This is a genomic window from Pseudomonas sp. B16(2017) (assembly GCF_002113205.1).
Taxonomy (GTDB): Bacteria; Pseudomonadota; Gammaproteobacteria; order Pseudomonadales; family Pseudomonadaceae; genus Aquipseudomonas; species Aquipseudomonas pharyngis.
Map to the genome: position 1 here is coordinate 62,331 of NZ_NEKA01000020.1, position 21,868 is coordinate 84,198.

Annotated in this window: 27 protein-coding genes; 15 read left to right on the forward strand and 12 right to left on the reverse strand. The window is 61.9% G+C overall.

Annotated features, from left to right (window positions below):
* Positions 1-40 precede the first annotated feature (40 nt).
* Positions 41-925: a sugar nucleotide-binding protein gene (locus CAG25_RS25935; protein WP_074691645.1), complete on the forward strand. Its 885-nt coding sequence runs from the start codon at positions 41-43 to the stop codon at positions 923-925.
* Positions 918-1,847, forward strand: a complete 930-nt coding sequence (locus CAG25_RS25940; RefSeq protein WP_085613360.1) for an NAD-dependent epimerase/dehydratase family protein — start codon at positions 918-920, stop codon at positions 1,845-1,847. The genes CAG25_RS25935 and CAG25_RS25940 overlap by 8 nt, the downstream gene beginning before the upstream one ends.
* A gap of 177 nt (positions 1,848-2,024) precedes the next feature.
* On the opposite strand, the gene CAG25_RS25945 is transcribed toward CAG25_RS25940, so the two are convergent.
* The 8 genes from CAG25_RS25945 to CAG25_RS28960 all read right to left on the reverse strand — a co-directional run bounded on the left by CAG25_RS25945 (position 2,025) and on the right by CAG25_RS28960 (position 8,320).
* Positions 2,025-2,723, reverse strand: a complete 699-nt coding sequence (locus CAG25_RS25945) for an OmpW family protein (RefSeq protein ID WP_085613361.1) — start codon at positions 2,721-2,723, stop codon at positions 2,025-2,027.
* A 224-nt stretch (positions 2,724-2,947) separates the two neighbouring features.
* Positions 2,948-3,466, reverse strand: a complete 519-nt coding sequence (locus CAG25_RS25950) for a DUF3299 domain-containing protein (RefSeq protein WP_039772003.1) — start codon at positions 3,464-3,466, stop codon at positions 2,948-2,950.
* Between the two features lie 11 nt (positions 3,467-3,477).
* On the reverse strand, positions 3,478-4,743 hold the full coding sequence (locus CAG25_RS25955) for an ABC transporter permease (RefSeq protein ID WP_085613362.1): 1,266 nt from the start codon (positions 4,741-4,743) through the stop codon (positions 3,478-3,480).
* A 1-nt stretch (position 4,744) separates the two neighbouring features.
* On the reverse strand, positions 4,745-5,455 hold the full coding sequence (locus tag CAG25_RS25960; RefSeq protein WP_085613363.1) for an ABC transporter ATP-binding protein: 711 nt from the start codon (positions 5,453-5,455) through the stop codon (positions 4,745-4,747).
* A gap of 14 nt (positions 5,456-5,469) precedes the next feature.
* Positions 5,470-6,063: a DUF2796 domain-containing protein gene (locus CAG25_RS25965; protein WP_085613364.1), complete on the reverse strand. Its 594-nt coding sequence runs from the start codon at positions 6,061-6,063 to the stop codon at positions 5,470-5,472.
* A 156-nt stretch (positions 6,064-6,219) separates the two neighbouring features.
* Positions 6,220-6,786: a hypothetical protein gene (locus CAG25_RS25970; RefSeq protein WP_085613365.1), complete on the reverse strand. Its 567-nt coding sequence runs from the start codon at positions 6,784-6,786 to the stop codon at positions 6,220-6,222.
* Complete coding sequence (locus CAG25_RS25975; protein WP_085613366.1) at positions 6,783-7,742, reverse strand: CHAP domain-containing protein; 960 nt, start codon at positions 7,740-7,742, stop codon at positions 6,783-6,785. The genes CAG25_RS25970 and CAG25_RS25975 overlap by 4 nt, the downstream gene beginning before the upstream one ends.
* Positions 7,739-8,320: a PAAR domain-containing protein gene (locus CAG25_RS28960; protein WP_256575427.1), complete on the reverse strand. Its 582-nt coding sequence runs from the start codon at positions 8,318-8,320 to the stop codon at positions 7,739-7,741. The genes CAG25_RS25975 and CAG25_RS28960 overlap by 4 nt, the downstream gene beginning before the upstream one ends.
* Positions 8,321-8,444: 124 nt before the next feature.
* Between CAG25_RS28960 and CAG25_RS25990 the strand changes: the two genes are divergently transcribed.
* Positions 8,445-8,804, forward strand: coding sequence for a hypothetical protein (locus CAG25_RS25990; protein ID WP_085613367.1), 360 nt, complete (start codon positions 8,445-8,447; stop codon positions 8,802-8,804).
* A gap of 4 nt (positions 8,805-8,808) precedes the next feature.
* Here the strand turns inward: CAG25_RS25990 and trxA are convergent, their stop codons facing one another.
* From trxA to CAG25_RS26005, 3 genes are read right to left on the reverse strand one after another with little or no spacing between them, the layout of a single operon-like run.
* The gene (trxA, locus tag CAG25_RS25995; RefSeq protein WP_085613368.1) at positions 8,809-9,681 is read right to left on the reverse strand and encodes a thioredoxin; all 873 of its coding nucleotides are present in this window, start codon (positions 9,679-9,681) and stop codon (positions 8,809-8,811) included.
* Between the two features lie 39 nt (positions 9,682-9,720).
* A complete protein-coding gene (locus CAG25_RS26000; protein ID WP_039771928.1) occupies positions 9,721-10,377 on the reverse strand; it encodes a methyltransferase in 657 nt (218 codons plus the stop codon).
* Positions 10,374-10,838, reverse strand: a complete 465-nt coding sequence (locus CAG25_RS26005; RefSeq protein WP_011336139.1) for a YbaY family lipoprotein — start codon at positions 10,836-10,838, stop codon at positions 10,374-10,376. Before CAG25_RS26005 ends, CAG25_RS26000 begins: the two co-directional genes overlap by 4 nt.
* Positions 10,839-10,966: 128 nt before the next feature.
* Between CAG25_RS26005 and nrdR the strand changes: the two genes are divergently transcribed.
* From nrdR to CAG25_RS26065, 12 genes are all read left to right on the forward strand, one after another.
* On the forward strand, positions 10,967-11,431 hold the full coding sequence (gene nrdR, locus CAG25_RS26010) for a transcriptional regulator NrdR (protein ID WP_003228656.1): 465 nt from the start codon (positions 10,967-10,969) through the stop codon (positions 11,429-11,431).
* Positions 11,428-12,561 (forward strand): bifunctional diaminohydroxyphosphoribosylaminopyrimidine deaminase/5-amino-6-(5-phosphoribosylamino)uracil reductase RibD, encoded by a 1,134-nt coding sequence (gene ribD, locus CAG25_RS26015; RefSeq protein ID WP_085613369.1) that lies wholly within the window; start codon positions 11,428-11,430, stop codon positions 12,559-12,561. Before nrdR ends, ribD begins: the two co-directional genes overlap by 4 nt.
* A gap of 47 nt (positions 12,562-12,608) precedes the next feature.
* Complete coding sequence (locus CAG25_RS26020; RefSeq protein WP_064599735.1) at positions 12,609-13,286, forward strand: riboflavin synthase; 678 nt, start codon at positions 12,609-12,611, stop codon at positions 13,284-13,286.
* A 16-nt stretch (positions 13,287-13,302) separates the two neighbouring features.
* Positions 13,303-14,394 carry a bifunctional 3,4-dihydroxy-2-butanone-4-phosphate synthase/GTP cyclohydrolase II gene (ribBA, locus tag CAG25_RS26025; protein WP_039771922.1) on the forward strand — a complete coding sequence of 364 codons (1,092 nt, stop codon included), beginning with the start codon at positions 13,303-13,305 and terminating at the stop codon, positions 14,392-14,394.
* A 91-nt stretch (positions 14,395-14,485) separates the two neighbouring features.
* Complete coding sequence (gene ribE / locus CAG25_RS26030) at positions 14,486-14,962, forward strand: 6,7-dimethyl-8-ribityllumazine synthase (RefSeq protein WP_003228649.1); 477 nt, start codon at positions 14,486-14,488, stop codon at positions 14,960-14,962.
* Positions 14,959-15,459, forward strand: a complete 501-nt coding sequence (nusB, locus tag CAG25_RS26035) for a transcription antitermination factor NusB (RefSeq protein WP_024014489.1) — start codon at positions 14,959-14,961, stop codon at positions 15,457-15,459. The genes ribE and nusB overlap by 4 nt, the downstream gene beginning before the upstream one ends.
* A gap of 27 nt (positions 15,460-15,486) precedes the next feature.
* Positions 15,487-16,452, forward strand: a complete 966-nt coding sequence (gene thiL, locus CAG25_RS26040) for a thiamine-phosphate kinase (RefSeq protein WP_085613370.1) — start codon at positions 15,487-15,489, stop codon at positions 16,450-16,452.
* Positions 16,449-16,952 carry a phosphatidylglycerophosphatase A gene (locus tag CAG25_RS26045; RefSeq protein WP_007910933.1) on the forward strand — a complete coding sequence of 168 codons (504 nt, stop codon included), beginning with the start codon at positions 16,449-16,451 and terminating at the stop codon, positions 16,950-16,952. The genes thiL and CAG25_RS26045 overlap by 4 nt, the downstream gene beginning before the upstream one ends.
* Positions 16,953-16,980: 28 nt before the next feature.
* The gene (locus CAG25_RS26050) at positions 16,981-17,715 is read left to right on the forward strand and encodes an ABC transporter substrate-binding protein (protein ID WP_085613371.1); all 735 of its coding nucleotides are present in this window, start codon (positions 16,981-16,983) and stop codon (positions 17,713-17,715) included.
* Positions 17,716-17,838: 123 nt separating this feature from the next.
* Positions 17,839-18,456 (forward strand): GTP cyclohydrolase II, encoded by a 618-nt coding sequence (gene ribA, locus CAG25_RS26055; protein WP_007955551.1) that lies wholly within the window; start codon positions 17,839-17,841, stop codon positions 18,454-18,456.
* Positions 18,453-18,872 carry a hypothetical protein gene (locus tag CAG25_RS26060; RefSeq protein ID WP_064382213.1) on the forward strand — a complete coding sequence of 140 codons (420 nt, stop codon included), beginning with the start codon at positions 18,453-18,455 and terminating at the stop codon, positions 18,870-18,872. Before ribA ends, CAG25_RS26060 begins: the two co-directional genes overlap by 4 nt.
* A complete protein-coding gene (locus CAG25_RS26065) occupies positions 18,872-19,672 on the forward strand; it encodes a cobalamin-binding protein (protein WP_085613372.1) in 801 nt (266 codons plus the stop codon). Before CAG25_RS26060 ends, CAG25_RS26065 begins: the two co-directional genes overlap by 1 nt.
* A gap of 111 nt (positions 19,673-19,783) precedes the next feature.
* On the opposite strand, the gene CAG25_RS26070 is transcribed toward CAG25_RS26065, so the two are convergent.
* On the reverse strand, positions 19,784-21,667 hold the full coding sequence (locus CAG25_RS26070) for a TonB-dependent receptor domain-containing protein (RefSeq protein WP_085613373.1): 1,884 nt from the start codon (positions 21,665-21,667) through the stop codon (positions 19,784-19,786).
* Positions 21,668-21,868 lie beyond the last annotated feature (201 nt).

Genomic DNA, 21,868 nt, shown 5'->3' on the forward strand with positions numbered 1-21,868 from the left:
CCAAAGCCATCGTTCCAATCAGACTGGGCCTGCTGACTCTATGCGAATGCGCCTTATGTTACTGGGCGGCGGAAATGCCCTTGGGCAGGCGCTGATTCGCCTCGGTGCGGAGGAAGACATCGGTTTCCTCGCCCCCCGCCCGCCCGAAGACGGCTGGGATGCCGCGAGCCTGACCCAATTGCTCGACGACACCCGTCCCGATGCATTGATCAACCTTGCCTACTATTTCGACTGGTTCCAGGCCGAGGTCGTCAGTGAAAGCCGTCTGGCCGGGCAGGAACGCGCCATCGAACGCCTGGCCGAACTGTGCCAGCACCACAACATCGTGCTGGTGCAGCCTTCCAGTTATCGAGTGTTCGACGGCTCCCGCGCCACCGCCTACAGCGAAAAGGACGAACCGGTGCCGTTGGGCCTGCGCGGTCAGGCGTTGTGGCGGATCGAACAGAGCGTCCGCGCCACTTGCCCGCAACATGTGCTGCTGCGCTTTGGCTGGTTGCTCGACGACAGCCCGGAAGGGATCCTCGGACGCTTCCTGGCCCGTGCCGAACAGCCGGAAGAGTTGCTGCTGGCCGATGACCGGCGTGGCAATCCGACGCCGGTCGACGATGCCGCGCGGGTGATCATTTCGGTGCTCAAGCAACTCGATTGCGCCGCGCCGCTGTGGGGCACTTACCACTACGCCGGCCACGAGGCGACCACGCCGCTGGCGCTGGGCCAGGCGATTCTCTCCGAAGCGCGCAGCCTGCACCCGCTGGCCATCGAAGCGCCGACCGCCCAGGCCCACGCCGCGCGGCCGGATGCCGCTGAAGAACCGCAACACGCGGTACTCGCCTGCAAGAAAATTCTGCACACTTTCGGGATCAAGCCGCGCGCCTGGCGTGCCGCACTCCCGGGCTTACTGGATAGGTTTTATCGTCATGGCTGAAGGCCCTGTTCTCATCACCGGCGGTGCCGGTTTCATCGGCTCGCACCTGACTGACGCGCTGCTTGCCAAGGGCCATTCGGTGCGGATCCTCGATGACCTGTCGACCGGCAAGCGCAGTAACCTGCCGCTGGACAATCCCAGGGTCGAGTTGATCGTCGGCGATGTGGCCGATGCCGCATTGGTTGCACAGGCGATGCAGGGTTGCAGCGCGGTCGCACACCTCGCCGCCGTCGCCTCGGTGCAGGCATCGGTGGACGATCCGGTGAAAACCCACCAGAGCAATTTCATCGGCACGCTGAACGTTTGCGAAGCCATGCGCGAGGCCGGCGTCAAACGCGTGCTGTACGCTTCCAGCGCAGCCGTCTACGGCAACAACGGCGAAGGCGAGTCGATTGACGAAGACACGCCCAAGGCGCCGTTGACGCCTTATGCATCGGACAAACTGGCCGGCGAGCAGTACTTCGATTTCTACCGCCGCCAGCACGGTCTGGAACCGGCGATCTTCCGTTTCTTCAACATCTTCGGCCCGCGCCAGGATCCGTCCTCGCCGTACTCCGGGGTGATCAGCATCTTCAGCGAACGTGCGCAGAAAGGCCTGCCGATCACCGTGTTCGGCGATGGCGAGCAGACCCGGGATTTCATGTACGTCGAAGACTTGGTCGATGTGCTGGTGCAGGCGATCGAGAAGCCGCAAGTGGACGTCGGTGCGGTGAACGTCGGCTGGAATCAGGCGACCAACCTCAAGCAGATGCTGGCCGCGCTCGAAGCGGTGGTCGGCGAGTTGCCGCCCGTCAGCTATGGCCCGGCGCGCTCCGGTGACATCCGTCATTCGCGGGCGAACAACCGCCGGTTGCTGGAGCGATTCAAGTGCCCGACGCCAACGCCGATGAACGTCGGCCTGGCCCGTCTGCTCGGCCGCTGAGCTTTTCGCAGACATGAAAAAGGCGCCTTTTGACAGGCGCCTTTTTCACGGCCGGAAATCGGCTTTCAAACCTGTTTCCTGTAGCGAGGGAGCTTGCTCCCCGGTCGATTGCGTAACATCGCCGTCAGTTCTGAGCTGCCCGCCACCAAGCCTCATTCACCACCACGTGAACGTTCTTTAGAACTTGTAGCCTAGACCAACCATGTAGATGAAGGGATCAACGTCCACATTCACCCGTGCACGGGTGCCCGGGGCCACGGCGTTGTTTTCGACGGTGGCGCGGGTATCGATGTCGATGTAGCGCACCTGGGCGTTGAGCATGATGTTGTCGGTCAGCATGTAGTCGGCGCCGACCTGCCAGGCCAGGCCCCAGGAGTTTTTCGCCTTGAAGTTGCTGAAACCGTTGGACTGGGCTTCGCTGCCGACGTGCTCGTCGTAGATCCAGGTGTAGTTGATGCCGCCGCCGATGTACGGCTGGAAGGCCGATTTCGCGTCCAGCGGGTAGTAGACGACGCTCAGGGTCGGTGGCAGGTGTTTGAGGGTGCCGAGTTTGCCGTTGGCGGCTGGCAGGGCGGTGCCCTTGAGCTTCACGTCATGTTCGAACGGCGAGGCGGCCAACAGCTCGATACCGATGTTGTTGGTCAGCATGTAGGCGAAGTTCAGGCCCAGTTGGGTGTCGCTGCTCATGGTCGCCTTGCCGCCCAGGTTGGCGCCGCTCAGCGGACCCTGATCGACCTTGACGCTGGAGCTGTCGGCCTTCGGGTTGACGGTGATCGCACCGGCACGAACGATGATGTCGCCGGCTTCGTGGGCGTGGGCGAGCGGGGCTGCGAGCGCGAGGGCAAACAGCGAGGCGCTGAGCAAGGACTTGTTCATGGAAGCTCCCAAAGGACGTTAAAAATGTTTGATGTCCTATGGTACGAATCCGTCTGATACGGTCTTTTGACTCAGCTCAATGAAACAGTGATGGCGGGTTTATTTGTGGAACCTTTGCCGACCCCTTCGCGAGCAGGCTCGCTCCCACAGGTGAATGCATTCCAAATGTGGGAGCGGGCTTGCTCGCGAAAGCTATTGATCAACCGGTACAAAACTATCGGGATTTACTCCGGCAGTTCGTAGACGTAAATCTTGTCCGCTTCCATCTGATACCCGGCATCGGCCAGTTCGCTGGTGGACTGCTTGACCTGCAACGGCCCTTCCACCCAGTACGGCTGATACAGCTCGTCGAGCTTCACGCCGAGTTCGCTTTTTACGTGCACGATCTGGTTCGACGGCGGTGGCGGCACGTGGATGCAGGCGCCGAAATACGGCACCAGCAGGAAATCCGTGGTGCGACCTTCTTCGCTCACTTCCAGCGGCACGATGTAGCCCGGCAGGCGGATGTTCTGGCCATCGAGGCTTTGCACCACCGGCGCGTTGGGCATGTCCTGTTTGGCCGCTGGCGCGGACTCCGCCGACAGCGCGTCGCCCATCTTCGACAGGTCGTGCAGCGGCGTCATGTTCGGCACTTCGGGCGCGGCGTCCGGCGGGATCATTTCCGACCAGGTCAGGTCTTTTGGCGCCGCCGCCCACACGGGCAGGGCGACCAGCAACAGCAGTGCAAGCACGGCGCGGGGCATGGTGAACATCCTCATAAACGGATCGACAGGCCGTCGGCCAGAGATTGGCGATACGCGCGCCAGGCCGGCACGCTGCCCATCAGCAGCGCGGCCGCCAGAATGCCACCGAGCAGCGTCCATTCATACACGCTTGGCCAGGCCAGCGGCAGATACAGACCGTAATTGGCCTGCACATAACCCTGTGCCGCACTGATGCCGATATACAGCAACGCCAGTCCGGCGATCACCCCGGTCAGCGCCAGAGCGAACGCTTCCAGCACCAGCAGGCTCGCGATATGCCAAGGCCGCGCGCCCACCGAACGCAGGATCGCCATCTCGCGGCGGCGTTCGTTGAGGCTGGTGAGAATTGCCGTGAGCATGCCGATCAACCCGGTCAACACCACGAACAGCGAGACCACGAACAGCGCTTTTTCAGCGGTGCTCATCAGGCTCCACAACTCCTGCAAGGCCACGCCCGGCAGGATCGCCAGCATCGGCTCGCCACGGAACTCATTGATCTCCCGTTGCAGGGCGAAGGTCGAAATCTTGCTGTTGAGGCCGAGCATGAACGCGGTGATGGCTTGCGGCGTCAGATCCATGTTGCGCGCCTGATCGGCGCTAATCCGCCCGTTGCCACGGGCCGGCACGCCGTTGTGCCAGTCGATGTGAATCGCCTCCATGCCGCCGAGGCTGATGTGCAACGTTCGGTCCACCGGGGTGCCGGTGCGCTTGAGAATGCCGACCACGGTGAACGGCTTGTCGTCGTGCTTGACCAGACTGATCGCCGCGACGCCATGGGCCAACACCAGTTTGTCGCCGAGCTTGTAATGCAGCGCTTCGGCCACTTCGGCACCGAGCACCACTTCGAACGGATCGGTGGCGAAGGCGCGGCCGTCGGCCAGTTCCAGATGCTGCTGGCGACCGTACTGGTAATGCTCGAAATAGGCTTCGGTGGTGCCCATCACCCGGTAGCCGCGATGGGAATCGCCGAGGGACATCGGGATCGCCCACTTCACCTTCGGGTTGCTGGCGAAGTGTTCGAAGCTGTCCCAGCGGATGTTGTTGGTGGCGTTGCCGATGCGGAACACCGAATACAGCAACAGGTTCACCGAGCCCGAGCGGGCGCCGACGATCAGGTCGGTGCCGCTGATAGTGCTGGCAAAACTGGCTTTGGCTTCAGTTCGCACCCGTTCGACTGCCAGCAGCAGGCAGACAGAAAGCGCGATGGCGAAAGCAGTGAGCAGGGCGGTGAAACGCCGGTTGGCGAGGCTGGCCATGGCCAGACGGAACAGATACATCTCAGACCTCGGCAGACGTGGCGGCGCGATTGAGTTCGGCCAGGGACAGGTGACGGTCGAACAGCGGCGCGAGGCTCTGGTCGTGGCTGACGAACAACAGGCTCGAGCCGGCTTCGCGGCACTCGGCGAACAGCAGGCGAATGAAGTTTTCCCGGGCGTCGTAATCCAGTGCCGAGGTCGGTTCGTCGGCGATCACCAGTTCCGGTTGCCCGATCAATGCACGGGCAGCGGCGACCCGTTGCTGCTGACCGATCGACAGCGAATCGGCGCGGCGACTCAGGAGCCTTTCGTCCTTCAAACCCAGGTGGGCGAGCAGGGTGGCGGCGGCCTGATCAACGCTGCCGTGACGCTGTTTCGCACGCTCGGCGCGCAGCTTCGAAAAGTGGCACGGCAGCTCGACGTTCTCGCGCACCGAGAGAAACGGCAGCAGGTTGAACTGCTGGAAAATGTAGCCAGTGTGATCGACGCGAAAGCGATCACGGTCGCCGGCACCCAGTTCGGTCAGTTCCTGGCCGAGCAGGCGAATGCTGCCGCGACCGGGTTTCTGCACCCCGCCAAGCAGGCCGAGCAGGGTGGTCTTGCCGCTGCCGCTGGGGCCCTTGAGGAACAGGGTTTCGCCGGCCTCCAGACGAAACGCCGGGATGTCCAGCAGCGACGGGTGACCGGGCCAGTTGAAGCCCAGGTCGGACAGTTCGATGAGTGCTTGGGTCATGGCGCCGTTTCGTGTCAGAACTTCAGGGCGGCGGCCTTGGCCGTCACTTCCGTGCCTTGCTGGCCGCTCGGGCTGATCAGTTGTACCTGAATTTTCTGGGTGGCCGGGAAGGTAGTGAACAGGTTCGCCAGATCCAGGGTTTTCAACGCACCCGGTGCCGCACAGCTGAACTGGTAGTGGGCGTGGATTTCGCTGTGGTCGTGATGATGCTCGTGACCGTCCTTGCCGGCCTCCTCTTCGTCGTGGTCGTCGGCATCCGGCTTGTCGCCGAACAGCGGGCTTTCCAGCTCCTGGCTGGTGACTTTGCAACCGGCGGCGGCCGGCAGGCTGAACAGCGCCAGCGGTTTTTCCAGCTGAGCGCGAGCGGCGGCGACCTTGGCCTTGTCGGCATCGCTGGTGGCGACGTGTTCAAAACCCACAAGGTTCATCGCCGGGCTTTCCAGCTCCAGCTCCAGGGTCTGGCCGTCGAGCGCCGCGTTCAGGCGTCCAACGCCATGTTCGTGGGCAGCGAGGCTGCCGTGCTCATGGTCGTGATCATGCTCATCGGCAGCCTGGGCGATGGCCAGCGGCAACAGGGCAAACGGCAAAGCGAGCAGCAGACGACGCATGGCGGTCTCCGGGAAGTAAAGTGAAGAGTTTGTTATGTAATCTTATAACGAAAGTGCGCAGAGTTTGCCCGCCTGACACGTTTTGCGCAAGGTGTGGCTGCGCACCGCCCGGAGCTCGGTCCGGACGGTGCGTAGATCAGCGAGAGGTGACGTGCTTCAGAATCCGCTACCGGGATAGTCGAACCAATAACGACCCGATAACACTTGAGTGATCAATCCGGTGTCCAGCAACTTCGGCGCATCACGGTGGAAGCGTTCACGCCATGCCGGCAGCCACCAGTAATTGATTGCTGTGCCGCGGGGTTGAAGAATCAGGATCATTACGTCGCGATCAATCCTGCCTTGGGTATAGAGCAGATGGCCGTTGTCCATGAATCCCATGTACTGTTTGATCGGCAACTGGAACATCAATGCTGTGGTGAAGATTTTTTCACTCTGGCTGAACGCAGGGCTTTGCAGAAGCTGTATCGCTTCACAGACATGTGCTTGGGGTTGGCTGGCGATTTTCTGTCCTTCAGGTGTCGATAGCACATCGAATCGATCATCCAGTTCGCGCCAGTCGACACGATCATTGCGCTCGAAGTAGTCCCGTATGAACGCTGTCAGTGATCCGGCTGTGGATGCTCCGGAGGTACAGGTCGACAGGTCGGCGGGCGACCAAAGTCGCCACGCCATGATCAGCAGGAGTGGAATGGCGAGGAGTATCCAGAGCAGTCGTTTCATTGTGGTGTGCTGTATTTGTATCGTCGAAAAATGGTGAAGTCATGATCGCTATCAATGGCGTTGCCGGACGCCCGTCGGAAGCCGACATCGTTGACTTCGATTTTTTCCCAGCTGGCGGATATGCAGACACCTTGGGAAAGCACGAAGCCGACATGGCCGCTGGCGTCCGAATAGTTGACAGCATACGCACCTATGTCACCGGGCAGCGCGGAGCGTTGCACGCTCCAGCTTTTAAGTAATCGATTCTCGTCGGCCCACTCTCCGGCAAGTGGTGGACTGACTTTTGAGTATCCCCAAATGTACTTCGACTTGCCGTGTTCGATCAGCGCGACGTTGATTCCGACAGCTGTCAGCACGTCATAAACGAACAAGTTGCATTTGTTGGTATTGGCGGGGAATTCCACGCTCTTGCTTGATTCATCGGCGGTTCTATGAGGCAAGGATTTTTTGCTTCTGTTGCCTGCCCATGCTGTGGAGTTTCGGTGAGAAAGTGCCTCCAGCAAGATTTTTCGCGGCAGATCCTGAATGAAAACCCTCACCGTATTGGTCTTGTTCTGACGTTTCACCCCGTATTCCACCTCGTAAAACGTATCACCGGTGACGGCTCCGCTGTTGGACAAAGGCACCTTCACCCAAGGTGAAACGGCCACGATGGTCAGCAATTTGCCCTGATTCAGAGTGGCCTTGTGAATCGCTTTCGTTACTCCGCTGCCTCCGATGATCTGCAACGTGATCTCATAGCTATCGCGGCTCTTTATCGTCGATACCTTTTTTTCTTCATCGCGGATGACGGTTGTTTGTCCTTTATCCGAAAAAAAAGTGTAGGTAGTTGGTGTGTCTTTTTTCTGGACGATATTGCCATCAACGAGTTGTTCGTTGATCAGCAATTGAAACTGCACGCCCTTGGGGGGCTGCATCAGAAAATCCTTAAAGGCAAGTTTGATTTTCGATTTCATGACGCGTCCTGTTTCAACGGTTCTTCATAGGAATAGAACGTCCATTCGGCATCTTCACCAATCAGGAGAGTGTCGTAGTCCTCAGGGTTCTCGACCTGGTGTTCGCAACCTTCACCTGTGGCAGTGCAGGTACTGTCCTGCAGAATGGCCGCCTTTTTCTTGTCCTTGAGTTTGTAGGCAAGTCCCGGTTTCCGGGTGTCGTCCAAGCGTTCGATGATGACTTGCAGATAACGATGCGAAGCCAAGGCGGCAATGGGTGGGCCCATATCGATGGGGGCCGGGCGGCCTATGCCGGCGAAACCGCTGTGTTGCTGGGTGAGCAGTTTGTTGGCCATGGGCGGGCAGCCGCAGGCGACGTAGTCACCCTCCAGTGCAGCCGGGCCGGCAGGCAGGATCAGCGTTCTTTCGCCAACGGCGACGATCGCTCCCTGGCCAGCACTGCACGCAGGGCAACTGGCAAGTTGTCCGATCGAGGCGATGATTTCGCCTTCTATACGCAGGTTTTCGTTTCCTTCGAGAATCACACCACCTGTAGAGGTAGGGCCTCCCTTCGACGCCAGTTTTCTTCCTGAAGACATGGGGTTCCTTCCCATGAAAAAAGAAGAAATGTAGCCGATAAGGTAAACGTCGCCAGCTCCTGACACTTGGCGTTACACAAGTCCCATGGGAGCATGCAGATCAGAAATGTGCGGGAGAAAGCTTATGTTGCGGATACGCGGAACCGTCGGCGAGTTGCCGGTGGATTTGACCCTGGAACTGGATGAAAGCGACTGGGCGCGGCTCGGTGCGCAGTTTGGCGTGCAGGTGCAGACGGCCCAGCCGCAAGCAGCAGCGGCGGCGCCGGTGGCGAAACCGGTGAATCAGGATGACGCGTTGTGGCAGGTCGCGAGGGATCTTTTGCGCAAGGCCGGGCAGCTCAGCGGCCCGGATCTGCTGGATCAGCTCGAAGGGCTGACCGGCAGCGCAGCGGCGGGCAAGCGCTTGCTGGTGCGCCTGCGTCATTCATCCGATGTGAAGGTGGCGAGCGGCGGCGATACGCCGCTCTACAGCTGGATCGAGTAAGGGGTTAGTACAGCGCGGCGAACACCTTGCGCCGGTAAGCGGTCACCAGCGGGTGATCGTTACCCAGCAGTTCGAACACTTGCAGCAAGGTCTTGTGCGGCAGACCTTCGCCGTAGCTGCGGTTGCGGATGAACAGCTTGAGCAGCGCGTCCAGCGCCGCTTCGTATTGCTGGCGGGCCAGTTGCTGGATTGCCAGTTGATACACCGCTTCATCGTCCTGCGGGTTCTGCGCCAGACGGCTTTTCAGGTCGGCAGCATCCGGCAGGTCACGGGCCAGTCCGAGGAGCTTGATCTGCGCCTTGGCGCCAGCCAGCGCGGCTTTGTGCTCATCGCTCTTGACCGCGTCGAGCACGGTTTGCGCTTCGCCCAGTTCACCGCGTTCGGTCAGGCAGCGAGCGTAGAGAATCAACGCCTTGGCGTTGGTATTGTCTTCGCCCAGCAGCGTGACCAATGTCGCTTCCGCGTCGGCGTAGCGGCCCTCGTCAAACAGTGCCTGAGCCTGTTCGAATGGATCGGCAGCCGACGGCGCGGGCATCTGTACATGGGGTTCGAGCAGGGCGCGCACGGCGGATTCCGGTTGCGCGCCGGCAAAGCCGTCTACCGGTTGACCGTCCTTGAACAGCACCACGGTCGGCAGGCTGCGGATGCCGAAGCGGGCGACGATGTCCTGCTCGATATCGCAATTGACTTTGGCCAGCAGCAACTCGCCCTGATAGCTCTCGGCGATCCCTTGCAGCATCGGCATCAGCGCCTTGCACGGCGCGCACCATTCGGCCCAGAAATCCACCAGCACCGGTTTTTGGAAGGAAGCCTCGATCACCGACTGGTCGAAGTCGGCCGTCGTGGCGTCGAAGATGTACGGCGTTTGCTGACTCATGGGGTATCTCGTAAAAGCGTGAATGGGGCAACTATACGGTCAGGCGCGGGCCGCATGGTAGAGGCTGACATGGCGAAACTCTTCCGGCTCGGCCAGATCCGGCAGGGTCATGGCTTCGAGCATTTCGATGCGTCGGTACAGCGGATGACGGAAATCCCTGACCCGTGAATCCGCCACCAGCGCTTCGCGGCCACGGCTCAGGAAGGCGTCGAGCAGCGGCAGGTTTTCCCGGTCGTACAAGACGTCGGCCACCAGGATCAGATCGAAGCGATCCGCCTCGGCGAAGAAGTCTGTGGAATAGCTCATCTGCACATCATTGAGTTCGGCATTCGCCCGACAGGCGGCAATCGCCAGCGGGTCGAGGTCGCAGGCCACCACCTCCAGCGCTCCGGCTTTCACCGCTGCAATGCCGGCGATTCCGGAACCGGCGCCGAAGTCCAGCACCCGCTTGCCCCGGACCCACTCGGGGAATTGCGCGAGATAGCGCGCCACCGCCAGACCGCTGGCCCAGCAGAAACTCCAGTACGGCGGTTCATGCAGGATTCGTTGGGTTTCTTCCTGGCTGAATTCGCGCGCCATGTTGTCGCCGTCGATCAGCCACAGCTGCAAGTCGGTGTCCGGCAATGTGCAGGCTTTCAGTCGGGCGTCGCCGAGCAACTCGCCCAGCGACTGTTGCAGGTCTGACGGGGCATTCATGGGGCTTTGACAAATTGCAGCTGGCCCAACGCCTGGGTGGTTGGCTGAGTGATGGTCTGCGACGGCAGGTGCAGGATCAACTGGCCGGACTGGCTGGCGCGGCCGCGCAATTCAACCCGCGCGCCAACCGGGAAGGATTCGGGGTTGAAACGCAGGTGAAACGGCAGAATCTGGTTGTTGCCGATCAGGCTGGAACTGGCGAGCAATTGTTGCGGGCGATCCTTCTCGTCGATCACCAGCAGCGCCAGTTCGACTTCGGCGCCGGCCGGCACGCCTTGCAGGGTGCCGCTCAGTTCGCGCTGATACGCCGGCAGCGGGCCGAGGTCGGCGGCTTCCCGGGCTTTTTTCTGCGCCTGTTGCGGCGCCGGGCCCGGCGTGGGCGGCTGAGGCTTGGGCGCGTCGCTGCCACAGGCCACCAGCAGGCTGAAAACACTGAGCAAAACGAGCGGTCGTAGGGACATTGGTGGCTCCAGCAAAATGAAATCCATGGATCAATCGATCATGACAGTCTGTATACCGCAAAGCCTATGGCTTGTCTTGCCACCGGGATGCGCTACCATGGCCCTCCCTTTTTTTGTTGCCAGCCACCATGCACTGTCCCTTCTGCGGTGCCAACGACACCAAGGTCATCGACTCGCGTCTGGTCGCCGAGGGCGAACAGGTGCGCCGCCGGCGTGAATGCCTGGCCTGCGGCGAACGTTTCACGACGTTCGAGACGGCCGAACTGGTGTTGCCGCGCCTGATCAAAACCGACGGCAGCCGCCAACCGTTCGACGAAGAAAAACTCCGCGCCGGCATGCAACGCGCCCTGGAGAAACGTCCGGTGAGCGTCGAGCGCCTCGAATCCTCGCTGGTCCATATCAAGCACAAGCTGCGCGCCACCGGCGAGCGCGAGGTCAAGTCCCTCGTGGTCGGCGAACTGGTGATGGCCGAGCTGCAAAAGCTCGATGAAGTCGCCTACATCCGTTTCGCCTCCGTGTACCGCCGCTTCCAGGACCTCAACGAGTTCCGCGAAGAGATCGACCGCCTCGCCCGCGAACCGGTGAAAGAATGACCACTGCCGCCGAGCAGGCCATCCTCGACGCTCACTTCATGGCCCGGGCCCTGGAGCTGGCGCGCAAGGGGCATTACACGACGCACCCCAATCCACGGGTCGGCTGCGTGATCGTGCGCGACGGGCAAATTGTCGGCGAAGGCTGGCATGAGCGGGCCGGCGAACCCCACGCCGAAGTCCACGCCCTGCGCGCCGCCGGTGAACGGGCCCGGGGCGCCACGGCTTACGTGACCCTCGAACCTTGCAGCCACCACGGCCGTACGCCGCCGTGCGCCGATGCGCTGGTGAATGCCGGTGTTGGCCGGGTGGTCGCGGCGATGCGTGATCCCAATCCTCAAGTCGCCGGACGCGGTCTGCAGCGCTTGACCGATGCCGGCATCGCCACCGAAAGCGGCGTGCTGGAAGCTGAGGCGCGCAAGCTCAATCAAGGTTTTCTGAAGCGCATGGAACACGGCTTGCCGTTCGTGCGGGTCAAGTTGGCCATGAGCCTCGACGGTCGTACGGCGATGGAAAGCGGCGAGAGCCAATGGATCACCGGCCCTGCCGCGCGTTCGGCGGTGCAGCGTCTGCGCGCCCAGGCCAGCGTGGTGCTGACCGGCGCCGACACGGTGCTGGCCGATGGCGCACGCCTGACCGTTCGCGGCGATGAGCTGGGGCTGGATGCCGAACAAACCGCACTGGCCCTGAGCCGCCCGCCGCTGCGGGTATTGATCGACGGGCGTCTGCGGGTGCCGCTGGATGCGCCGTTCTTCAAGGCCGGCCCGGCGCTGGTCGCCACCTGCGTGGCCATTGAAGAACAGTACGCCCACGGTCCGGAATGCCTGATCGTGCCGGGCGATGACGGTCAGGTCGATCTGCACCAGTTGCTGGTCGAACTCACCAACCGTGGCGTCAACGAAGTGCTGGTCGAGGCCGGCCCGCGACTGGCCGGCGCGTTTGCCCAGCTCGGACTGGTCGACGAGTTCGTGATCTTCATCGCCGGCAAGTTCCTCGGCTCCACGGCGCGTCCGCTTCTGGACTGGCCGCTGGCCTGTATGAAGGATGCGCCGGAGCTGAAAATCACTGAAATTCGCGCGGTTGGCGATGACTGGCGAGTCACTGCCATCCCTGTCCCATCGGCGAGCGTATAATTCCCGGCCATCGCGTTAGCGCTGGCTTCGTTCTCAAGGAGAACCCCATGTTTACCGGCATCATCGAATCCATCGGCAGTATCCGCGCACTGACCCCAAAGGGCGGTGATGTGCGGGTGCATGTCGAAACCGGCAAGCTCGACCTGAGCGACGTCAAACTCGGCGACAGCATCGCGGTCAACGGCGTGTGCCTGACTGCGGTTGAACTGCCGGGCAACGGCTTCGCCGCCGATGTCAGTCGCGAAACCCTCGACTGCACCGCCATGAATGACCTGAAAAGCGGTAGCCCGGTCAACCTGGAAAAAGCCCTGACCCCGACCACCCGTCTCGGCGGTCATCTGGTCAGCGGTCATGTCGACGGTGTCGGCGAAGTGGTTTCGCGCAGTGACAATGCCCGCGCCGTGGAATTTCGCATCCGCGCTCCGAAAGAGTTGGCCAAGTACATCGCCCACAAAGGCTCGATCACCGTCGACGGCACCAGCCTGACGGTGAACGCGGTCGATGGCGCCGAATTCCTGCTGACGATCATCCCGCACACCCTGAGCGAAACCATCATGGCGTCCTACAAGCCAGGTCGCCGGGTGAACCTGGAAGTCGACCTGCTGGCGCGTTATCTGGAGCGTCTGCTTCTGGGCGACAGGGCCGCTGAGCCTGACTCTTCACAAAAGCTTGGCGGTGGCATCACTGAAAGCTTTCTGGCCGCCAACGGCTACCTCAAATCCTGACTGAAGGGGGTGCCTTGTGGCGCTCAATAGCATCGAAGAACTGGTTGAAGACATCCGCCAAGGCAAGATGGTCATCCTCATGGATGACGAAGACCGCGAGAACGAAGGCGACCTGATCATGGCCGCCGAATGCTGCAAGGCCGAGCACATCAACTTCATGGCCAAATACGCCCGTGGCCTGATCTGCATGCCGATGAGCCGCGAGCGCTGCGAAACCCTGAAGCTGCCGCTGATGGCTCCGCGCAACGGTTCCGGTTTCGGCACCAAGTTCACCGTTTCGATCGAAGCGGCCGAAGGCGTGACCACCGGCATTTCCGCCGCTGACCGTGCGCGCACCGTGCAAGCGGCCGCCGCGAAAGACGCCAAGGCCGAAGACATCGTCAGCCCGGGCCACATTTTTCCGCTGATGGCCCAGGCCGGTGGCACCCTGGCGCGCGCCGGCCACACCGAAGCCGCCTGCGACCTGGCGCGCATGGCCGGTTTCGAGCCGAGCGGCGTGATCTGCGAAGTGATGAACGATGACGGCACCATGTCCCGTCGCGCCGAGCTGGAAGCCTTCGCCGCGGAACACAACATCAAGATCGGCACCATCGCCGACCTGATTCACTACCGGATGATCCACGAACGTACCGTTCAGCGGATTGCCGAGCAGCCGCTGGACAGCGAACTGGGCCAATTCAACCTGGTGACCTATCGTGATTCCGTGGAAGGCGACGTGCACATGGCACTGACCCTGGGCACCGTTTGCGCCGAAGAGCCGACCCTGGTTCGCGTGCACAACATGGACCCGCTGCGCGACCTGCTGATGGTCAAGCAACCGGGCCGCTGGAGTCTGCGCGCCGCCATGGCTGCGGTTGCCGAGGCCGGCAGCGGTGTGGTGCTGTTGCTCGGTCATCCACTGGATGGCGACGTGTTGCTGGCGCACATCCGCGAAACCGGCGATCAGGCCGCACCGAAAAAACCGACCACCTACAGCATTGTCGGTGCCGGTTCGCAGATCCTGCGTGACCTCGGTGTGCGCAAAATGCGTTTGATGAGCGCGCCAATGAAATTTAATGCGATATCCGGTTTCGATCTGGAAGTTGTAGAATACGTGCCCTCCGAATAATGACCGGTTGTTTCCGGCCCTGTATTCGCGGCAAATAAATCACTGAGGGACGCGAAACAGACGCGTCCCGGCTCTTTAAGAGATCTGACGAATGACCCTGAAGACCATCGAAGGTACCTTCATCGCCCCTAAAGGCCGCTACGCTTTGGTAGTGGGCCGCTTCAACAGCTTCGTGGTTGAAAGCCTGGTCAGCGGTGCAGTTGATGCCCTGGTTCGCCACGGCGTGAGCGAAAGCGACATCACCATCATCCGCGCACCTGGCGCCTTCGAAATCCCGCTGGTTGCGCAGAAAGTCGCCCAGAAAGGCGAGTTCGCAGCAATCATCGCCCTGGGCGCGGTCATTCGTGGCGGTACTCCGCACTTCGAATACGTGGCGGGCGAGTGCACCAAGGGCCTGGCCCAGGTGTCCATGGAATTCGGCGTACCGGTCGCTTTCGGCGTCCTGACCGTTGATTCCATCGAGCAAGCCATCGAACGTTCCGGCACCAAGGCCGGCAACAAAGGTGCTGAAGCTGCCCTGTCCGCTCTGGAAATGGTCAGCCTGCTGGCGCAGTTGGAGGCCAAGTGATTAGCGACGAAAGCGATCGTTTCAACCCGCGCGATCCGAAACCTGCGGATGCCGGCAAGCCATCGAAGAGCGCCAAGCGCCGCGAAGCCCGTCAGCTCGCGACCCAGGCCCTGTATCAATGGCACATGGCTCGGCAATCGTTGAACGAGATCGAAGCGCAGTTCCGGGTCGATAACGATTTCACCGATGTCGACGGTGCTTACTTCCGCGAAATCCTCCACGGGGTTCCGCAGTTCAAGACTGAAATCGACACCGCGCTCACGCCTTGCCTGGACCTGGCGATCGAAGAGCTGGACCCGGTTGAACTGGCGGTTCTGCGCCTGTCCACCTGGGAGCTGCTCAAGCGCGTCGACGTGCCGTACCGCGTTGTGATCAACGAAGGTATCGAGCTGGCCAAGGTGTTCGGTTCGACCGACGGCCACAAGTTCGTCAACGGCGTGCTCGACAAGCTGGCTCCGCGCCTGCGTGAAGCTGAAGTGAAGGCGTTCAAGCGCTGATCCGCGCTTGAATACTTTTTCTCAGCCATGGGCGAGTTTGAGCTGATCCGCAATTTCTTCGCCGCCGCGCCTTGTGCGCAGGGCGGCGAAGGCGTTGCACTGGGGATCGGTGACGACTGCGCCTTGCTGGCGGTCCCTTCCGGGGAACAGCTGGCGGTTTCCACCGATACGCTGGTGGCCGGCGTGCATTTCGCCGATCCCTGCGATCCGTTTCTGCTCGGTCAGCGCTCGCTGGCCGTGGCGGTCAGCGACCTCGCTGCCATGGGCGCCACGCCCGTCGCCTTTACCCTTGCCCTGACCTTGCCGACGGTGACCGCCGATTGGCTGCAAGCCTATGCCCGCGGTTTGAACCGCATGGCGCAGGACTGCGGCGTGGCACTGGTCGGCGGCGACACGACCCGCGGGCCGTTGAGCCTGACCGTCACCGTGTTCGGTCGCGTCCCGGCCGGTAAAGCGCTGACCCGCAGCGGCGCGCAGCCGGGCGATCTGCTGTGTGTCGGCGGTGAGTTGGGCAATGCCGCCGGGGCCTTGCCGCTGGTGCTGGGTCAGCGTGACGCCGAGCCTCACATTGCCCAGCCGCTGCTTGATCATTACTGGTCGCCGCAACCGCAACTCGCTCTCGGTCAGGCCCTGCGTGGCAAGGCCACTTCGGCGCTGGACATCTCCGATGGGCTGCTCGCCGATTGCGGTCACATCGCATTGGCCTCGAAGGTCCGCCTCGAAGTCGAGCGCGAGCGCGTTCCGTTGTCGGAGGCGCTGGTGGCGTTTCTCGGTCAGCGCGGCGCCGAACGAGCGGCATTGAGCGGTGGCGATGACTACGTGCTGGCCTTCACCCTGCCGGCCGTCGAGTGGCCGGCGCTGCTCGCCGATGGCTGGTCGATCCATGTGATCGGCCGCGTGACGCAAGGGCAGGGCGTAGTGTTGCTGGATCGCGACGGGCACGACATCACCCCGCAAATCCGGGGTTATCAACATTTTCAGGAGTCACCGTGACAGATCACCCGAAACAGGTTCCGGCCGAATTCGTTCCGCCGTCGGTCTGGCGCAATCCCTGGCATTTCCTCGCGTTCGGCTTTGGCTCGGGCACCTTGCCCAAGGCGCCGGGCACTTGGGGCTCGTTAGTTGCGCTACCCTTTATCCCGTTGTGGCAGATGCTGCCGGACTGGGGTTACTGGCTGATGCTCGGGATCACCATGTTGTTCGGCTTCTGGCTGTGCGGCAAAGTGGCCGACGATCTGCGGGTGCACGACCACGAGGGCATCGTCTGGGACGAAATGGTCGGGATGTGGATCACCCTGTGGCTGGTGCCGGAAGGCTGGTACTGGTTGCTCGCCGGGTTCCTGGTGTTCCGCTTCTTCGACATTCTCAAACCGTGGCCGATCCGCTGGATCGACCGGCATGTTCACGGCGGCGTCGGCATCATGCTCGACGACGTGCTGGCCGGCGTGTTTGCCTGGCTGGCGATGCAGGGACTGGTGTGGATTTTCGCCTGATTTCCGGGCGTGGAGGAGGGACGCAGGGATGACTCGACGCTGGTTGGCGATAGTGGTTTTGACCTTGCTTGGTGCCGTGGCCCAGGCACAGGACGCATCGCCGTCGGTCATTCACCTGGCCAGCGAAGACTGGGAAGACTACACCGCCGCCGACGGCCATGGCCTGGCCTGGGATGTGTTGCGCAAAGTGTTCGAGCCGGCCGGCGTGACTCTGGATATTCGCACCGTGCCCTACACTCGTTCGGTGGGGCTGGTACAACTGAAGGAAGTCGATGCACTGGTCGGTTCCTATCGCGGCGAAGCCGAGCAGGTGCTGTACCCGAAATGGAATTTCGATTCCGACCACATCTACGCGCTCGGCCTGGCCAGCAATCCTTCGCCGACCCAGGCGACCCTGGGCAAGTACCGACTGGCCTGGGTGCGCGGCTATCGCTACGAAACCTATCTGCCGAACGTCAAACGATTCAACCAGATCGAGCGCCGCACCGGGATCCTGTCGATGCTCAAGCAGGGGCGGGCGGATTACTACATTGATGCGCTGACGGAAATCGAAGCGGTGCTGCGAAACGCCGCCGATCCTTCGCCGTACCGTTATTCGCATCTGGCAGAGTTGCCGCTGTACCTCGGCTTCGCCGACACCCCGCAAGGCCGGGCGCTGATGTCGATCTACGACCAGCGCATGGAGCAACTGGTGAAAAGCGGCGAGTTGAAGCCGATCTTCGAGCGCTGGAAGCAGCCGTATCCGTTCGAGTACAGGCGATAGCGACGAGCCTGTCATCAAACTTTTTGATAGTTATCCCCGATAATTCAGCCTAAGCGCCTGCGGGAACCTGCTGTTACAATGCCGCCCAGCGAATCTCGGACTTTTCAGATCAGGAGCACACCGGTGCCTGTCGTTTTTGTCGCCGCTTCCAAGCTGCCAACGCCTTTTGCGCAATTCACCATGCACGGTTTTCTCGATGAAGCCACCGGCCGCGAGCACGTCGTGCTGAGCCTGGGCGAGATTGCCGACGGTGCCCCGGTACTCGGCCGTCTGCACTCCGAATGCCTGACCGGCGATGCCTTGTTCAGCCAGCGTTGCGACTGCGGCTCGCAACTGGAAGGCGCCCTCAAGGCCATCGCTCGCGAAGGCCGTGGCGTGTTGCTGTACCTGCGTCAGGAAGGGCGCGGCATCGGTCTTTTGAACAAGATCCGTGCCTACGAATTGCAGGACGGCGGCGCCGACACCGTTGAAGCCAACGAGCGTCTGGGCTTTGCCGCCGACCAGCGTGACTATGCCATGTGCCTGCCGATGCTCGAGCATCTGGGCGTCAAATCCCTGCGCCTGATGACCAATAACCCGCGCAAGGTCAAAGCCTTGACCGACATGGGCATTGTCGTCGCCGAGCGCGTGCCGCTGCACACCGGCCACAACCCGCACAACAAACTCTATCTGGCGACCAAGGCCAGCAAGCTCGACCACATGATGGGCAACGAGCATCAGGGCGAGGTAGACCGGGCGTGACCCGCGGGCAAGTGCGGCGCCGTCTGTCGATCGCCTGGTGGAAATACCTGGCGCTGGCGCTGGTGCCGCTGTTCGTGATCAACGCTGTGTTCGGCCAGGGCGAGGCAATTCTGCCGGTGCTGGCGATGCCTTTCTTTATCGCTGGCGTGGCCTCGATGTTTGTCAGCCTGAAGTTTTTCGGGCGCTACAAACATGCGCTGATCGCCACGCAAAAAGCCCTCGATACCCCTGAAGAGCCCGCTGCCTGGATCGCCCTGGCGGCCTGCCTTCGCAGTGCATTCGTGGTCGCGGCACTGCCGGCATGGATTGGTGCGCTGGCGGTGTTCGTCGGCCTTGAAGCGGTGCCGCTGATGTTGCTGGCGCTGTCCACGGCGGTGCTGTTCTACCTCTACCGTATCCCGCGTCAACTCGCCTGATGCGTCGTCTCTGGCTGGCGGTTCTGCTGCTGGCCGTCAGCGCTGAGGCGCTGGCCGCTCTGCGGGTGGTCAGCCTCGCGCCATCCCTGTCTGAAATCGTTGTCGAACTGGATTCGGCCGATCTGCTGGTCGGCGTGCTGGATGCCGGTGAGCGGCCATCCGCGATCAAGGACGTGCCTTCGGTGGGCCGTTATGGCCAGCTCGACATGGAACGGCTGCTGAGCCTCAAACCTGACTTGTTGCTGTTGTGGCCTGGCAGTGTCGGTCCGGCTCAACGCGATCAGCTCAAGCGCCTGAACATCCCGACTTTTGTTGCCGAGCCCCACAGTCTCGAGCAACTGACCGCGCAGATTGAAGCCATCGCGACACAGCTGGGTCGCCCGGAGCGTGGGGTTGAACGGGCCGCCGAGCTACGGCGCAACCTCGATGAGCTGCGCCAGCGCTACCGGCGGGAAGCGCCGCTGCGGGCGTTCTACCAGGTCTGGGACAAGCCGCTGTACACCGTCGGTGGCGGACAGATCATCAGCGATGCGCTTGAAGTGTGCGGCGCACGCAATGTGTTTGCCGACCTGAGGCTGCCGGCGCCGCAGGTGAGCATCGAAGCGGTTTTACAGCGTGATCCCGAAGTGATTCTGGCTGGCGATCAGCCGCAACTGGATGCGTGGAACGCCTGGCCACAGGTGACAGCGGTCAAGCACGGGCAGTTGCTGCTGGTCACCGACAAAGGTCTGGAGCGCCCGAGCGGGCAGATGATCGAAGCCACCGCCAAGCTCTGCAAGTTGATCGCGCCAGACCGCTGAGACCGAGGTGAATTCTTCGCGAGCAAGCCCGCTCCCACATTTGGAATGCGTTCCCCCTGTGGGAGCGGGCTTGCTCGCGAAGAGGTCAGTCAATGCAGCGCAAATTCTGGATCAGAGTAGCGGTGTCCAGGTTACCCCGAACATGAACGCCCGCCCCTCCTCGCGATAGCCATACTGACTGCCGTCATGGCTGTACAGCGCTCGGCTGTAACCCTTGTCCAGCAGGTTGTCGACCTTGAAATCCAGCTTGATCTCGCGGTTCAGCGCCCAGCTGCTGCGCAGTCCTAGCAGTGCATAACCGCCCAATGGTTGCTGATTGTTCAGGTCGTCGTAGCTACTGCTGACGGCCTGCCAACTGGCGCCGAGACCGAGGCGATCAAATTGCCGATCCAGATCCCAGCTCAAGGTGCGACGGGCACGACGTGCCAGGGTGTGGCCGGTGTCGCGGTCGCGGGGATCGATGATCGCTACGCCGAGGTTGCTCTGCCAGCCCAGCAGTTCCTGTTTCAGGGTCGCTTCGAAGCCATTGATCCGCGCCGAGGCGACGTTTTCCGGGCGTGAGTTGCTGCCGAAGATGATCGCGTCTTCCAGATCGGTCCGATACAGCGAGGCTTCGAGGCGAGTGCTGTCGCTCAACTGGCTGCGCCATTGCAGCTCGTAGCTTTTCGAGGTTTCCGGTTTCAGGTCGGGGTTGCTGAAGTCCGGGTAATACAGATCGTTGAAGGTCGGTGCGCGGAAGCCTTCGCTGTAGCTGAGCAGCAGATCGTTGTCCGGGTTGACCGGCAAGGTCAGCGTGCCGCTCCAGCTGTTCTGCCCACCGAATTGCTGGTTGTCGTCACGGCGCAGGCCTAGTTCGGTGGAGAAGCTGTCGGCCTGGAAGCGATGCTGGATGAAGGCTGCGCGGTTCCAGCGGTTGTCTTCGTCGAACGCGGTGCTGCTGTTGACCCGGTCTTCGTACCAGTCGCCGCCAAGGATCAGGCTGTTGCGCGCATCGAGGGTCAGGTCGTTCTGCCAGGTCACCGAGTCGCGGTAGGTGTTGAACACCGAGCGCTCGTCGCTGAGTTTGTCGAAGGACTTCTCGCGGTTTTCGCTGTGGCCGAGTTCCAAGCGCGACTTCCAGCGCTCGTTGAGCCGAGCGTCGATGTAGCTGCTGAAACTGCTGACGGTGAAATCGCTGTAGGGCTGCTGCTGGAGGGAGTCGAAAGTCACCGGGTCGAAGCGGCCGAACGGGTTGTCGAACTCGCTTTTGCCCCGGTTATCCAGCAGGTTGGCGCCGACTTCGATGTCATCGGTCAGCGCATGGCTGAGGCTCAGGCTGATGGATTTGTTGCGATAGGCGTCGTGGTCGCTGTCGCTGGGATACGACGCGTGGGTGCGGTCGATCCCGGCGGTTTCATCGAGACTGGCGCCGAGGTTGAAGCGGGTTTTTTCATCGCCACCGGAGAGGCCGACACTGCGCTCCCAGGTCTGGTGGCTGCCGAAGCCCACATGCATCCGCGGCTGCAAGCCCTGTTCGCCGCCGCGCCGGGTGAAGATCTGAATCACCCCGCCAATCGCATCGCTGCCGTAGATCACCGAGCGCGAACCGCGCAGCACTTCGACCCGCTCAATCTGTTCGATGTTGAGGTGTTGCAGGTTGCTGTCGCCGGACGTCGAGTTGCCGATGCGCTGGCCGTCGACCAGCACCAGGCTTTGCGCCGATTGCGTGCCGCGAATGTAGATCCCTGGCAGACTGCCGCGCCCGCCGGTCTGCGCGACTTGTACGCCCGGTACCCGTTGCAGCAGATCGGTGACGCTACGGGGTTGCAGGCGCTCGATGTCTTCGCGGGTGAAAACCGTATTGGCAGCGCTACTGTCGTTGCGTGCTTCGACCTGGCGATTGGCGCTGATCAGCACGTCCGGCAGCTTCAGGGCCTGGTCGCGTTCGAAGGTGTCGGCGAGGGCGTTGGCGGTTGGCAGCAGCAGGAGGGGCAGGGCGAGACGCGAGAGGTTCATCGGAGTCCGTTGGCACTTGAAGTGTTCACAAATCAAATGTGGGAGCGGGCTTGCTCGCGAAGGCGGAGTGTCAGTCAACTCATCATCGACTGATCCGACGCTTTCGCGAGCAAGCCCGCTTGTATGTTTAGACTTGAAGGGGTGGGCGGGACTAAAAGCTCGATTCCGACTCTAGCCAGTACGGACCGTGGGAGACTTCTC

What these genes read in the sequence shown, in the direction of transcription:
- CAG25_RS25935 (WP_074691645.1), top strand. Translation starts at nt 41, where the DNA reads ATGCGAATGCGCCTTATGTTACTGGGCGGCGGAAATGCCCTTGGGCAG.
- CAG25_RS25940 (WP_085613360.1), top strand. Translation starts at nt 918, where the DNA reads ATGGCTGAAGGCCCTGTTCTCATCACCGGCGGTGCCGGTTTCATCGGC.
- CAG25_RS25945 (WP_085613361.1), bottom strand. Translation starts at nt 2,723, where the DNA reads ATGAACAAGTCCTTGCTCAGCGCCTCGCTGTTTGCCCTCGCGCTCGCA.
- CAG25_RS25950 (WP_039772003.1), bottom strand. Translation starts at nt 3,466, where the DNA reads ATGCCCCGCGCCGTGCTTGCACTGCTGTTGCTGGTCGCCCTGCCCGTG.
- CAG25_RS25955 (WP_085613362.1), bottom strand. Translation starts at nt 4,743, where the DNA reads ATGTATCTGTTCCGTCTGGCCATGGCCAGCCTCGCCAACCGGCGTTTC.
- CAG25_RS25960 (WP_085613363.1), bottom strand. Translation starts at nt 5,455, where the DNA reads ATGACCCAAGCACTCATCGAACTGTCCGACCTGGGCTTCAACTGGCCC.
- CAG25_RS25965 (WP_085613364.1), bottom strand. Translation starts at nt 6,063, where the DNA reads ATGCGTCGTCTGCTGCTCGCTTTGCCGTTTGCCCTGTTGCCGCTGGCC.
- CAG25_RS25970 (WP_085613365.1), bottom strand. Translation starts at nt 6,786, where the DNA reads ATGAAACGACTGCTCTGGATACTCCTCGCCATTCCACTCCTGCTGATC.
- CAG25_RS25975 (WP_085613366.1), bottom strand. Translation starts at nt 7,742, where the DNA reads ATGAAATCGAAAATCAAACTTGCCTTTAAGGATTTTCTGATGCAGCCC.
- CAG25_RS28960 (WP_256575427.1), bottom strand. Translation starts at nt 8,320, where the DNA reads ATGTCTTCAGGAAGAAAACTGGCGTCGAAGGGAGGCCCTACCTCTACA.
- CAG25_RS25990 (WP_085613367.1), top strand. Translation starts at nt 8,445, where the DNA reads ATGTTGCGGATACGCGGAACCGTCGGCGAGTTGCCGGTGGATTTGACC.
- trxA (WP_085613368.1), bottom strand. Translation starts at nt 9,681, where the DNA reads ATGAGTCAGCAAACGCCGTACATCTTCGACGCCACGACGGCCGACTTC.
- CAG25_RS26000 (WP_039771928.1), bottom strand. Translation starts at nt 10,377, where the DNA reads ATGAATGCCCCGTCAGACCTGCAACAGTCGCTGGGCGAGTTGCTCGGC.
- CAG25_RS26005 (WP_011336139.1), bottom strand. Translation starts at nt 10,838, where the DNA reads ATGTCCCTACGACCGCTCGTTTTGCTCAGTGTTTTCAGCCTGCTGGTG.
- nrdR (WP_003228656.1), top strand. Translation starts at nt 10,967, where the DNA reads ATGCACTGTCCCTTCTGCGGTGCCAACGACACCAAGGTCATCGACTCG.
- ribD (WP_085613369.1), top strand. Translation starts at nt 11,428, where the DNA reads ATGACCACTGCCGCCGAGCAGGCCATCCTCGACGCTCACTTCATGGCC.
- CAG25_RS26020 (WP_064599735.1), top strand. Translation starts at nt 12,609, where the DNA reads ATGTTTACCGGCATCATCGAATCCATCGGCAGTATCCGCGCACTGACC.
- ribE (WP_003228649.1), top strand. Translation starts at nt 14,486, where the DNA reads ATGACCCTGAAGACCATCGAAGGTACCTTCATCGCCCCTAAAGGCCGC.
- thiL (WP_085613370.1), top strand. Translation starts at nt 15,487, where the DNA reads ATGGGCGAGTTTGAGCTGATCCGCAATTTCTTCGCCGCCGCGCCTTGT.
- CAG25_RS26050 (WP_085613371.1), top strand. Translation starts at nt 16,981, where the DNA reads ATGACTCGACGCTGGTTGGCGATAGTGGTTTTGACCTTGCTTGGTGCC.
- CAG25_RS26065 (WP_085613372.1), top strand. Translation starts at nt 18,872, where the DNA reads ATGCGTCGTCTCTGGCTGGCGGTTCTGCTGCTGGCCGTCAGCGCTGAG.
- CAG25_RS26070 (WP_085613373.1), bottom strand. Translation starts at nt 21,667, where the DNA reads ATGAACCTCTCGCGTCTCGCCCTGCCCCTCCTGCTGCTGCCAACCGCC.